General features: G+C 56.5%; 10 protein-coding genes and 2 pseudogenes. 1 reads left to right on the top strand and 11 read right to left on the bottom strand.

Features of this window, described 5'->3' with window-relative positions; genetic code table 11:
* Positions 1–13: 13 nt before the first annotated feature.
* From KAJ71_RS07520 to KAJ71_RS07495, 7 genes and pseudogenes are all read right to left on the bottom strand, one after another.
* Entirely contained in the window at positions 14–1759 is a 1746-nt protein-coding gene (locus KAJ71_RS07520; RefSeq protein WP_248945142.1) for a type VI secretion system baseplate subunit TssF, read from the bottom strand.
* 18 nt (positions 1760–1777) lie between these two features.
* Positions 1778–2806, bottom strand: coding sequence for a type VI secretion system baseplate subunit TssG (tssG, locus tag KAJ71_RS07515; RefSeq protein ID WP_248945141.1), 1029 nt, complete (start codon positions 2804–2806; stop codon positions 1778–1780).
* Complete coding sequence (gene tssF, locus KAJ71_RS07510; protein ID WP_248945140.1) at positions 2803–4545, bottom strand: type VI secretion system baseplate subunit TssF; 1743 nt, start codon at positions 4543–4545, stop codon at positions 2803–2805. Before tssF ends, tssG begins: the two co-directional genes overlap by 4 nt.
* A gap of 24 nt (positions 4546–4569) precedes the next feature.
* A complete protein-coding gene (locus KAJ71_RS07505) occupies positions 4570–4917 on the bottom strand; it encodes a hypothetical protein (RefSeq protein WP_248945139.1) in 348 nt (115 codons plus the stop codon).
* 93 nt (positions 4918–5010) lie between these two features.
* Positions 5011–5172 (bottom strand): annotated as a pseudogene (locus KAJ71_RS23615) (hypothetical protein); the annotation flags it as partial.
* Positions 5172–5936, bottom strand: a pseudogene (tssC, locus tag KAJ71_RS07500) (type VI secretion system contractile sheath large subunit); the annotation flags it as partial. The pseudogenes tssC and KAJ71_RS23615, both read right to left, overlap by 1 nt.
* 192 nt (positions 5937–6128) lie before the next feature.
* Entirely contained in the window at positions 6129–6392 is a 264-nt protein-coding gene (locus KAJ71_RS07495) for a PAAR domain-containing protein (RefSeq protein ID WP_248945137.1), read from the bottom strand.
* Between the two features lie 299 nt (positions 6393–6691).
* On the opposite strand from KAJ71_RS07495, the gene KAJ71_RS07490 reads away from it, so the two are divergent.
* The gene (locus tag KAJ71_RS07490) at positions 6692–7720 is read left to right on the top strand and encodes a virulence RhuM family protein (protein ID WP_248945136.1); all 1029 of its coding nucleotides are present in this window, start codon (positions 6692–6694) and stop codon (positions 7718–7720) included.
* Between the two features lie 115 nt (positions 7721–7835).
* On the opposite strand, the gene KAJ71_RS07485 is transcribed toward KAJ71_RS07490, so the two are convergent.
* The 4 genes from KAJ71_RS07485 to KAJ71_RS07470 form a co-directional block, all read right to left on the bottom strand.
* Positions 7836–9095 (bottom strand): MFS transporter, encoded by a 1260-nt coding sequence (locus KAJ71_RS07485; RefSeq protein WP_248945135.1) that lies wholly within the window; start codon positions 9093–9095, stop codon positions 7836–7838.
* Positions 9096–9320: 225 nt separating this feature from the next.
* Positions 9321–10292: a sugar phosphate isomerase/epimerase family protein gene (locus tag KAJ71_RS07480; protein WP_248945134.1), complete on the bottom strand. Its 972-nt coding sequence runs from the start codon at positions 10290–10292 to the stop codon at positions 9321–9323.
* Positions 10293–10300: 8 nt separating this feature from the next.
* Positions 10301–11008 (bottom strand): GntR family transcriptional regulator, encoded by a 708-nt coding sequence (locus tag KAJ71_RS07475; RefSeq protein WP_248945133.1) that lies wholly within the window; start codon positions 11006–11008, stop codon positions 10301–10303.
* 137 nt (positions 11009–11145) lie between these two features.
* The gene (locus KAJ71_RS07470) at positions 11146–12048 is read right to left on the bottom strand and encodes a LysR family transcriptional regulator (RefSeq protein ID WP_248945132.1); all 903 of its coding nucleotides are present in this window, start codon (positions 12046–12048) and stop codon (positions 11146–11148) included.
* Between the last annotated feature and the right edge of the window lie 26 nt (positions 12049–12074).

Raw genomic sequence — 12074 nt, 5'->3', positions numbered from 1 at the left:
TCCTTGTGGTGTCTCACATCATGGCTCGTTGGCCGCGCGCCAGGGGCAATGCCCAGCGCCGCTGTGAAGGTTCGGTTATCACATCCAGCAGCAGGAAGCTGTTGGTGGTCAGGCAATGGGTAAAGAAGACGCTCAGCGCCGCCGCAAAGGTGTAGGCTTCGCCGGGGCTGTCGAACGCCTGGTCATCGAGCGTCAGGGTCATCTGCAAACCGCGCCGCAGCCGTTCCCCCATCAGGGTATTCACCGGTTCGGTCTTGACGGCGGTGATGCCCTCTACCGCCCGGCGAATGTGCCGGACCTGGGGCAGGTTATGTCGGGCGTGCAGGCAGAAATCGTCGATCGCCCGCTGCACCGTTTCCCGGTGGTTGAGGAGCGCGGGGCTGAACGACAGGCAGGCCATCAGCCGCCAATGGTGATGGCTGTCCACCACTGCCGGGTAAGGGGTCGAAAAGCGGGTGACGGTAGTGACGTCCAAGGTGTCGGTCACCGCCATGCCGAGTAAGAAAGGGGAGCCAAGCGGTAACGTGGGCGATTGCGCCGAGGTGGTGAGCAAATCGCAGACCACGGCCCGGCAAGGGGGCTCGGTCAGCGGTTCCCCGGCACTGTTGCACAACACCAGTTCATGCTGCATCCGCCCCAGGACATCACCGCTGACCCGGACGGTGTAAAACAGCGCCAACGCGGCGTCGGGGGCATAACGCGATCCCGGCGTCAGTTCGCTGTCGGGCTGGAATTGCACCCGTCGGCCCCGCCGCAGGGTATCCGGCTCTTCCAGCATGCTGACGCCGGTGATGGCATACACCCAGCGATCGTCGGCATATGGCAGCGGGTAAACGCTCTGCCCAGGTAGTAGCCGTAGGGGGGCGCTTTTCTGTGCCGCCAGGCTGATCACCGGGACGCAGTGCAGCATAAAGGCCGACGCCAGTTGGGCCTGGGTGAGTGGGATCTCCCCGTTGAACGTGAGGATGACGGTAAAGGTACGGCTGTTCCCCAACGTCAGCCCTGAATGCATCGGGCCAAAATCCAGCGTCAGGAAATCATTCACATGGGGCAGGTACAGGTATTCGGCCAGGCTCTGCAGCGCCCAGGTGGTTTCCCCCTCGTGGGGTAGGATGCATTTATCCGCAGTGGGCCGTGGGGAGGACAACACCGTCTCCAGCACCCATTGTCGTCCTTCCACCTGTAGCACGGGCCGGTCCTGATGCTGTTCACACCACAGGGTCAGCGTCGCTGCCACCTGTGGATCGTCGCCCAGAAACAGCGACAGCGGCTGGGTTGGCCAAGTGTCACCCGGCCCCTGATACTGAAACGTCAGGCGGATCTCGCTGTGGGAGTGGGTGACCAGCAACTGCCGGTCAATCAGGGCCAGCGGTTGCAGCGTCAAGGAATGGCAGGTCTGGAACACCTGCGTACGTCCATCGGACAACAGGGAGAGCGATTCGCCCGCGGGCAAGGTCAATGGCGCATCCAGCGTGCTGGCTTTGGCGCTGACGTTCACCACGCCACAGGCCGGAATAGGCCGCAGGGGGAAGGGCCAGGTGCGTGCAAGATGCCCCTGTGTGACTTCGGGGAAGCCGTCCTCCAGACGTTGGCGCAGCCCGGCATTGAGCATTGCCGCCCCCTGGACCAGGCATTCCACATCCGGATCGCCCGCATGGCGGCCCAGTTGCGCGGCCAGTGAAGGCGTTTCCTGCCCCACCTTGTCCGCCAGCGCACGCAGGTAGGCATGTTCCTCTCGGAGATGATCGGTAAAGTTCATATCAATCCTTGACGTTGGCTACCTGCGCACAGGCAACAGGGTGTCCGGTTTCTCTTCGGGCTGCCCCACAAAGGTGGTCCACCCCAACTGGGTCCGCTGTGTATCGCCGAGCTTCAGTCCCCCGGCCTGATGCCGTGCCAGCGTCAGGCGCAGATCCCAGACCAGGGGTTCGCGCAGGATGTACTCGACAAAATTGACCAGCAGGTGATGCTGCGCCCCCTCAGGCAAGAACGACAGGTACTGTTCCTGCGTGAGTTCATTGATCGACAGTTGAAATTTGACGCTGCGATCGCGCATCCGGCTGCCGATCACAAAGTTACCCCCCAGCAGCGAACGAGGTTGATGGCGTTGCCCGCGCACGGCGGTGACCTGCCCCAGGCGATTTTGCTGCTCGTCACTCAACGTCATGACGTGGGGCATACAAGACTGCACCGTCACGTCCGGGAGTGAAAAGAAGTGGCCGACCAGGCGAGCGATCACCTCCGGTGAACGACCCGGTGAGGCCAGCAGACCGGCGTAGGCCAGCATGGCTTCGGCGTTGAGCCCCAACTGCTCTCGCGTCTGCGGATGGCCCAGGCCTATCAGGGCAAAAATACGCCCCGAGGTGGCATCGCGGCCCCCCGGTTTGAAGGTGATCTCATAGCGGTATTTGCGCCAAATCTGGTGCGCCAACGACAGGGGCCGATGGTTGAACACCGCCAGAAAATCGTTGAGCCGCGTCTCTCCCTGCGCCGTGCTCCCGGCAATGTCATCCAGATAGTAATAGGGCAAGGGCGACTGGCTACCCTGCAAGCCCAGAAAGCTCACGGCCAGGCGCAGCGGCCCACCTGGCTCATGTTGCAACGCCACCACATCACTGGCGGCAAAGCCCAACCCGGCCGCGGCGGTAAAGCGCAACGCCTCCCGGTTCGGCGGCAGGCCGAGCGTGCGGGCCGGATCGATGCCTGCCAGCCGGTTCAGCCCTTCCACCAGGCGGTAGAAGTCATACTGGCTAACGTTATCGGCGATAACCTGGAGCTGCTGCTCCTGCTCTGCACTGGGGATCATAGAAAGCGGTAAGACTCCTGATTATCTTGGTTAACCACGGTGAGGGTATGGAAATGGTTGACGCTGGCGCGCTGGGCCAGGAACCGTGCCAGTACCCGGCCATACAGATAGAGCTCGCCTTCCGAGTCAAACGCCCCTTGGAGCCGCACCGTAAGCACTGAGGCCAGGCCATCGATCGGCACACCGTCGATATGGCGTTCAGCCGGGCGTACGGTCAGGCTGAGTAACCCCGCTCTGCGCCGCCGGGAGACGCCTGCCGCCAGTTCACTGTGCCAGGCGGGCAGATCGCAGGCGCTCAGCACCTGCCGCAGCGCCGTCAGCGTCAGCAGTGAGCGGCTGTTCAATGAGAGGTTGCGCAGCAGGGCCGCCTGCAAGGTGGCATCCAACCTTGGGCTCAGGGGGACCGACGGGCGGGTGATATTGTGTACGCGCACCCCCGGTGGGCAGCCGGTGGCCGGTTGGCGGAGCTCTCCTACTTTCAGGTGCAACGGCAAGCGGCGGTGGCTGCATGTGAGCCGTACGGACACCGATTCCGGCGGCAGGTTGTCCAGGTTTTCACCGTGGCGGATCAACGCCAGGTGATGGTTCAAGCCCCCCACGGGCGACGATGTGACCCGCACGTGGTAATACCCCGCGTCTTGTTGCTGGCTGAAGCGTTCAAACGGCGCATAGCGGCGGGGGGTATCACTCAGGGCTGATACGCCGGTCACTTCATCTACCGAGAACACGTCGTAATCCTCGGGATGGCGAACGCTGGGGAATAGCGGCAGCTCTGACTGCGTGCCATCGAGGTTGACCCCGTCAGCGTAATGGCTAAACAGGTTGATGGCGGGCGTGCAATGCAGGCGCACTGTCTGGCGGTTGATAACCAGGGCGGACGGTAAAGGCCGGGAGAAGGTGAACCGCAGGGTAAAGCCGTGAGAGGCCGATAGCGGAGGCAGGTTAGGGAACCCCGTCACGTCCATAAATAAAAAGGTGTTGGGGAAACAGGCGTGTTCCTGCAACAGGCGATAGCCGGGATCGGCATTCTGTGGCCAGGGCAGCAGCGCCTCTTCGTCGTTGAAACCGACCGGGGTGAGCGCCAGCTCAGGCAGCGGCCACGTCTTTCCCCCCACTTCCAGCGTGGCGTGGCTCAGGTATTCACTCAGCCACAAATGCAACTGTTGCCCGGTGTGCAGGTCTTCCCCCAGATACAGCCGCAGGCCGTTCAGGCTAGTGAGATCCAGCGGCCGATCCGCCGTGGTAACCAGTTGCAGACACAGGCTGTCATGGCCGTGCCGTTGCTCGCGGCTTACCGCCTGCACCTGTAACGGCCACAGCCGGGTATCACGGCAGGTGCGGAAATGGCAACGTAGCGTTTCCTTACCGGTTGTCACCGGCAGTGGGATACTGACCACCGTGGCCCCCTTGGCGATCTGGGGGCAGGCTTGCGCGGGATCCGACAGGTAATCCTGCTGCCATTCCAGCACGGTCATGCTGGGGGTAGGCCGCAGAAAATAGGGCCACAGCAGGGCCAGCATATGGTGGGTGAGGTTCGGTAGCTGGTCTGCCAACTGCCCCTCTAACTGCCCGGTCATCCAGGCCATACCCTCCAATTGCCGCTCCACATCGGGGTCGTGGTTGGGTGCGGTCAGGAAGGAAACCAGCGGGGCATGTGTTTGTTGCAGCACCTCGGCAGCTTGGTGTAGCGCTTTGCGCCGACGGGCTGGAGGGAATGGCCGATGTTTATCCCGGTTCATGCTGAAGACATCCTGTCTTGGCGGTTATTTATCCAGACGCCCGGTCAAGGCGAGGACGAAGTTGGAGCCCATGTGTTTGAAATGCGGCTGCACATGCAGCTGTGTCAGATACCAGCCGGGATCATTCGCGACTTCCTGCACCTCAATGCGTGCAGCGCGTAACGGGCGGCGGCTGCGTACGCTGGCGGGTGGGTTCTCCTGATCGGAGACAAAGCGTTTTAACCAGTTGTTGAGCTGATGCTGCAGGTCGCCCCGATTGCGCCAGCTCCCCAGCCGCTCACGCTGCAATACCTTGATGGTGTGCGCCAGCCGGGTGATGATAAACAGGTAAGGCAGTTGCGCCCCCAACTGGTCATTGACCCGGGCGTTCATCCCCTCAGGCGTGAGGTCGGTATATTGCGGTGACTGGATTGAGTTGGCCGAATAAAACACCACGTCCTGCCCTTGCTTGCGCACCCCAAGCGGAATAAACCCGGCCATCGATAAGGTGTATTGCCACTGGTCCGACAGCAGCGTTTCGGTTGGGATCTTTTCTTGCCAACGCCCCAACGCCCCAGCGCCGCAGTGTAGCGAGCGGGCAGGTGACGGAACGCTCCGCCGCTGTCCGCCCCGATAATATTCGGGCACCAGCGATAACGGGCAAAGCTACCCGCCAGGCAGAGCGCCAGTAAAAAGGCGCTGTTGCCCCACAGCAGGTGCTGATGTGTTCCGATCTGTTCCTGATAGACAAACTGCCGGACCTGCTGTGACGCCGGGGTATAAGGCTCACGCTGCAAGAAACGGCACACGGTCAACCCCAGATAGCGGGCATCCGGGGTAGCCCGGAGCGCCTGCCAGCGGATATGTGTCGGTGCAGCCATGACCGCGTCCAAATCAAGAATGGCGGGCAGGTCGGCCAATGAATCAACGCCGAAGAAGGTGGCGCCTGCCGCCGACAGAAACGGCGCGTGCGCCATGGCGCTGACCACGCTGAGGTAGTGCAGCAGTTTGATATCGGCGGCACCGGGGGTGAAATCATAGCAGCCAATCACCGCCGCTACCGGCACCCCACCAAATTGGCCGTAGCCTGCCGAATAAACATGCTGGTAATAGCCCGAGGAGGTAATGTCTGGGGAGAATTCGAAATCCGCCAGCAGCTCTTCCTGGGTGGCATGGAGCAGCGTCAGTTGAATGTTCTCGTGAAATGGGATGTTATCGACCAGCAGAGCCAGCCCGCGCCAGGTCGATTCCAGGCGCTGAAACGCCGGAGCATGCAGGATCGCGTCCATCTGGGCACTCAGGCGTCGATCCAGTTCCCGCAGCAGGCGATCAATCAGCAGAATGTTGAGGGTGACGCCACGGCCTTGTTCCGGCAGGGCGCGTAGCAACAGTGCGATGTCCGCGTGGCTCACCGCATATTCACTGCCGTTCAGTGTTGCAAGTAGCCCAGCGGCGAGTGAGGTGCGCGGTGGGGAAATGTCTGAATCGGTCTGTAGCGTATCTAACGTAGCCACGGCATCCTTGCTCCCTGGTAAAGCGTCTTGTCCATTATTTTGCGACTCTGCCGCTTCTGGCGGAGTGATTAGCGCTGAACGACGTTGCCGTCAGGCATTACATTCATGTTGTGAAGCAATAAGGGCGGCTCCGCAGGCGGTTTTCATGCCTTCCAGCGCCACAGGCACCCCACCGACCCGTGCGGTTTCTGCGCCAGTGACAATGGGGAAGACCCCTTTGCATAGCGGGCAGGAAACCAAATGCCCTACCAGCGCTACGTTCGTCCCGCAGAATTGCATCACTGACGAACCCTGTAACACGACCCCACCATGAGAGGTTTTGTCGCCTTGTAAAATCACGGCCTTCCCTGCCATATGCCCACCATAGTTAGTATTTTCTTATCAGATTACAGGATGTATACATTTGAAAGAAGTCGAAATATAACAACGAGTAATGAATCTGTGAGCCGCATAGGGATAATGTGAGGTTTTTAGCATCAATCTGGGGGCATTGATAAAGCGACCATTGCATTGCTTTAACTAGGATGAGGTCAGCTGGTTGTTTCTGCGTAACTGCACGCAAAATAAACGCCATTCGTGTAATGAGCTCCAACAGGTATCTCTGGCATACTAAGCAGATACAGCATGGTAAGTCAGATTAAAGCGGAGGCGGCATGGCAGATAAACACTTAACCCAATCCCCGGCAGGCGAATTTGTGATGTTTGCCAGCGGCGATGGAAAAGTGCGCGTTGAATGTCGCTTTGAAAGCGATACCCTATGGTTATCTCAAGCAATGATCTGCGAGCTATACGGCAAAGCTAAAGCGACCATCAGCGAACACATCAAGAATATCTTTGAAGACGGTGAACTGGTCGAAAATTCAGTTGTTCGGTTTTACCGAACAACTGCCAGTGATGGGAAAAACTATCAGGTTCAATATTTCAGTTTGCCGATGATACTCGCCGTTGGCTACCGCGTCCGATCAACCCGAGGCACCCAATTCCGCCAGTGGGCCACCCAAACCCTCCAGGAATACCTGATCAAAGGCTTCGTGATGGACGATGAGCGGTTGAAAAATCCGCCCGTTGGCACATCGGCTGTACCTGACTATTTCGACGAGATGCTGGAACGCATCCGCGATATCCGCGCCAGCGAGCGCCGGGTTTATTTGCGGGTGCGGGAGATCTTTGCGCTAGCCGCCGACTACCAGCCCTCACTCAAAGAGACCACGCAGTTTTTTCAAACCATCCAGAACAAGCTGCATTTTGCCTGTACCGGCCATACCGCTGCCGAACTTATCCATCAGCGTGCTGATGCCAGCCAACCGCATATGGGATTGAGCAGCTATAAAGGCGAAGAGGTGCGTAAAAGCGATGTGACGGTGGCGAAAAACTACCTCAATCAGGATGAGGTCAGCGAACTCAACCGCGTGGTCAATATGTGGCTGGATTTTGCCGAAGACCAGGCACGGCGTCGCCAGCAGGTGTTCTTGCATGACTGGCAGGATAAGCTGGATCAGTTCCTGCAATTTAACGACCGCGATGTGTTACAGGGCGCAGGTAGTGTCAGCAAGAAAGAGGCAGATGAAAAAGCACAGACCGAATACGTCCAGTTTGCCGAGCAGCAGCGCCGCTTAAAAGAGGCCGAAGGGGAAAAGGATATTGCCGGTTTACTGCAGTGGAAAATCGACGCTAAAAAGTAGCTCTGGATGCTACAGACTTTACATCTGTACCCGAACACAGCGCTGGACGGCTCCCTCTCCTTTTGGGAGAGGGGGAAATGCTTTACATCCAACTTATTGATTTAAATATAGTAAACTATGCAGATGGCAACGAGACAGGCTGGCGTTTTTGACGAATATTCTTGATCAGCAGAGCCGAAACGCAAATCCCGGCACAGGCAAACACCGCCATTAAACCAAAGACAATCTGGTAGCCCACGATCCCCGGGTTGGCGTCTAACACGTGGCCATACAGGCTGTAGCAAAACATGGCTGGCGCGTAACCAATGAAGCTACCCAACGCCATCGCAGCACCGGTATTTTTCTCACTGATCTCTGCTTCACCAATGGGGGCAAAGAACACCGCCCGCTGGGTAAATATCACTGCACCGAACACCAAGGTACACATCATGCCTAAATAAACCGGCATCTGCTCATGGGGCAGGACAATCAGCACCAGCAGGAAAATCGCGCTGATAATAAAGGTATAAAATAGGTATTTACTCGGTGATTTCAAAACCTTGTCGGCAATTAAACCGCCGATCGGCCCACCCACCATCTTCAGGCAGTATTGATTAATGATCCCATAGGCACCAACTAGCGCGATAGGCAATGCATAGATATTACTTAAGAACGGAATAAAGAAGGTGAGACCACAATACACGGCGTAAACACAGAACACGCTAAAGGCGATGAGCCACACCGTTTTATTCTTTAATATACTGCCGAAGCCAGCTTTTTCAGTCTTATCCTGCTCCTCTTTCGTCACTGGTTCCTCCGCGTTGCCTTTCATGGCAAAGAAAAGGATAACGCCCACCAGAATGGCAATGGAGGAGTAAAACAGAATGCCCGCCTTAAATCCTAAGTAGCCGCCACCGAACCAGGCGAAAACGGCCAGCGCACTGAAGGCAATCACCGTATCGACAATGCCGCGCCCGGTTTCGAAGAAGCCAAACAGCCGCCCTTGCTGAGTATTGTCACCCAGCAAACTGACCGACTTCAACAACACCGGCCAGTTGAGCATGTCGCAGGTGACACCAAACAGCGCCCAGACGAACAGTATGCCCCAGTAGCCCGGCATGGTAGATAAATAAACGCCCAATAACCCTGTCGCAATCAATGAGAAAGACATGGTAAACCGGCGGGGTAAACGATCGGAGATATAGATAGATAAAAAGAAGCCGATGGTGGTGACGATGGAGTTAACCGACATCGCATTACCAATTTCTCCATTGGTAAGATGAAAGTACTCTTGCATCGGGACATAAAAGGCATCTTTTAATGAAGGCAGTTTATAAATGGTCCCGCCGCATAGAACTAACAGACTAAATATAGTCCACTTCTTTTTTGTTAGCATAGTTCCACCTCACCACTGGATATCGTGGTGTTATTAACAGTTTTAGATATACCCGTCGTCTTTCAAGCTGCAGCGTTGTTACCTGCGCTTACACACCCCAGTCACTTACTCAAGTAAGCTCCTGGGGATGAGTAAGCTTGTCGCCTAGCTGCAACTTGAAATCCATAGGGTATAGAGTCATCCCATCTCAAATGAGAGGATCCGCCCTGGTTGGTTAAATTTAATTTATTTTAATACGGCTAATGCATCCTGTTTTAATTCATTGAGGATCTCACGGACGTAATTTATTTGCTGTAATGCGTCGCTTAGCTCTTTATCCAGTCTTCGGTCTATATCTTGCTCGGGAAGCGGGGTTTCGCTCATTTCTCGCCAAGGTATCCACGGGTTGTGATCTTCACCGTCAAAGCGGAACGGTGGCGCATAATAGTCCACTTCTTCCTCCAGGCCATAAGCCATAACCTGCGGTTGGTTTTCACCCAGGCAAATAAGCTGCAACAGCAACTCCTTGAATGGCAAATCCCCTTGCCCTGAGATACAGGCTTTATGGCCTAACCCGTTAACTTCGTGGGTGATCACCGCATCTTTAATATGCACCTGCGTGATTTGGCTGGCCATCGCGGCCAAGGCAGGCAGAGGCTCTTCGTTGGCGTTGATCATATTGGCAAAATCAAACAGTAACGAAAGCTGGGGGAAACCCGCCTTGGCCAGCAGGCTCATCAACTCGTGGCTTTTCAGATCTTCATGCTGTTCGAGCGTAAAGCTGAGGCCGCTATGCTGGTAGTTTTGTTTAATATACTGAATATCTTGTGCAATCTTCACCATCACGTCATCCAGATGCCCTTCATAACGGGGATAAAACCTGACAGATGTTGCACCGGATTTGAGGGCAATAGCCACCGCCTGATCGATGGTTTTGGCATCAGAGGCGCTGGTTTCGATATGCACATCCAACCCTAGCTGGCGTGCCTTGTCACCAAAACGGCCCAACTGCTCATCGCTCGCGCAGCCTAAAGATTGGCTCTCGCCGTCAAGCACGTGGATCTTCACGCCCTTCAACCGTTGCTGGCTGGCAATAGCCAATAAATCTTCCGGCAGTATCTTTTCCATTCTCATATTCAGATGGAATGCGTAGGCATGCAGATACAGTGGAATATCCGCTACACGCTGCAAAATCTTGTTCGCTTGTAAACGATCCATGATGTTCCCTATAGGTCGATAAAAAATTCCACGGACTCAAAACGCCAGTGCTCGATATCGATCTGCACGATGCGGTTTTGTTCATCGGCGCGATATTTTTTTACCCGTATGGAAGGGGTACCCACAGTACCGCCCATCCCTTGGCTGGCGCCGCCCGAAAGGCGGGTCGGCTTAAATTCCAGATGCCGGGTGTGCGTTTTTTTGGCAAAGGTTGTCGCCCAGACTTCCGCAAACGAGCGCTCACCCAGTTCATCGATAAAACCAGGTGCAACCTGCGTATTGATATAGGTTTCGTGGTAGAACACCTTGTGGCTATCCAATGCCCCCCAACCGCAGATCTTGTAAAGCTCAGCGCCTTCTTCAACTTCAAGCAGGGACAAAATCTCCGGTGGCGCAGTGAGAACGCACTCTTTTGCCAGATAGCCCCAGGAAGGTAAACGTCCTTGTTCCATCGCGGCCTGTTTGAAACTGGTGGAGCTATTAGGGCTGTAATTAAAGCGCGGCAACGCAACAAACCAGCCGCGACGATCCTTACGAAAGATCTTCGATTCGCCTTCCAGAAAGAGTAGCGCCTGGCGTAACGTCATGCGCTTAATCCCCAGCAGCTCTTCCAGTTCGCGCTCAGAAGGCAGCTTGCTCCCTGGGGCGACAACCCCTTGGCTCAGCCACTCGTTGAGCCGGTGCTTCGCCAGTTCTACGGTTGAGGTGTTTTCCATGAATTAACCCATTTGGTTTAAACCAGATTGCAGACAACGTTACTCTCAGTCCGCAATGATGACAATGGGCGTGCTGTGGGCTAGCGATTGAATTGTGAACTCTCTCGCAGAATCCAGGGGATTTGTCGTTATAAACGCTATTCCTGCCGCAGGAAGAACTGCTTGATGGTCTGCCGCAGCCATTGATGCGCCGGATCGCGGTCCAGACGCGGGTGCCAGGCCTGAACGATAAATACCGATTCCAGCGCCAGAGGCAGCTCAATCTCCTCCAACGGCAGGCCGATACCGCTCACGCCTTGCAACACATGGCGCGGCAGTGGCAGGATAAAATCCGACTTCATGGTCAGCATCATCGCCGAATGAAAACCGGGCAGGGTCAGGGCGACATTGCGTTGCAGGCCGAGATCCCGCAATGCGTCATCGATTGGCCCCTGCGTTCGCCCGCGCCGTGAAACGCTGATATGCGGGTAATGCGTCAGCGTTTCGGGCGTAACCTGGCCGATGATCGGATGCCCCCGGCGCACCAGTGCCTGGAAGGTGCTGGTAAACAGGCTTTGGGCCTTGATTTCCGGATGCCAGTTGCGCGAAGAGCCAATCACCAGATCAACCTTGCCGCTGCGTAGCGCGTCATCATCAATGTCGCTTTCGGCAATAAACTTCAGGCTGCTCAACGGCGCCATTTCCCGCAGTATCTCCAGTAACCCACCCGCCAGCGCACCGATAAAAATGTCATTGGCCCGAATGATAAACGTCCTTTTCAGCCTGTTCGGATCGAACGACTCACTCGGCGCGATCAACGCCGTGGCTTGCTCAATGATGTCGCCGAGCTGCCGTTTCAGCTCCAGCGCGCGCGGCGTGGGCACCAGGTTTTTACCGGCTCTGACCATAATGGGGTCGTCAAACTGTTGGCGTATCCGCCCCAGGATGCGGCTCATTGCTGGCGCGCTCAGGTTCATCTTTTCTGCGGCTCCGCTCACGCTGCCCTCTTCGAGCAGCAGGTTAAGCGCATAAATCAGATTGAAATCAATTTTTTGCGGCATCGCCTCTCCTTTCGCAGTTCGTCTGT

Source organism: Serratia silvae, assembly GCF_023282985.1.
GTDB lineage: Bacteria > Pseudomonadota > Gammaproteobacteria > Enterobacterales > Enterobacteriaceae > Chania > Chania silvae.
This window is presented reverse-complemented; position numbering and strand designations above follow the sequence as displayed.

Bases quoted from the DNA above. Each gene is read 5' to 3' on its own strand.
- KAJ71_RS07475 (WP_248945133.1), bottom strand. From the start codon at position 11,008: ATGGAAAACACCTCAACCGTAGAACTGGCGAAGCACCGGCTCAACGAG.
- KAJ71_RS07485 (WP_248945135.1), bottom strand. From the start codon at position 9,095: ATGCTAACAAAAAAGAAGTGGACTATATTTAGTCTGTTAGTTCTATGC.
- tssG (WP_248945141.1), bottom strand. From the start codon at position 2,806: ATGATCCCCAGTGCAGAGCAGGAGCAGCAGCTCCAGGTTATCGCCGAT.
- KAJ71_RS07520 (WP_248945142.1), bottom strand. From the start codon at position 1,759: ATGAACTTTACCGATCATCTCCGAGAGGAACATGCCTACCTGCGTGCG.
- KAJ71_RS07480 (WP_248945134.1), bottom strand. From the start codon at position 10,292: ATGGATCGTTTACAAGCGAACAAGATTTTGCAGCGTGTAGCGGATATT.
- KAJ71_RS07490 (WP_248945136.1), top strand. From the start codon at position 6,692: ATGGCAGATAAACACTTAACCCAATCCCCGGCAGGCGAATTTGTGATG.
- tssF (WP_248945140.1), bottom strand. From the start codon at position 4,545: ATGAACCGGGATAAACATCGGCCATTCCCTCCAGCCCGTCGGCGCAAA.
- KAJ71_RS07505 (WP_248945139.1), bottom strand. From the start codon at position 4,917: ATGAACGCCCGGGTCAATGACCAGTTGGGGGCGCAACTGCCTTACCTG.
- KAJ71_RS07470 (WP_248945132.1), bottom strand. From the start codon at position 12,048: ATGCCGCAAAAAATTGATTTCAATCTGATTTATGCGCTTAACCTGCTG.
- KAJ71_RS07495 (WP_248945137.1), bottom strand. From the start codon at position 6,392: ATGGCAGGGAAGGCCGTGATTTTACAAGGCGACAAAACCTCTCATGGT.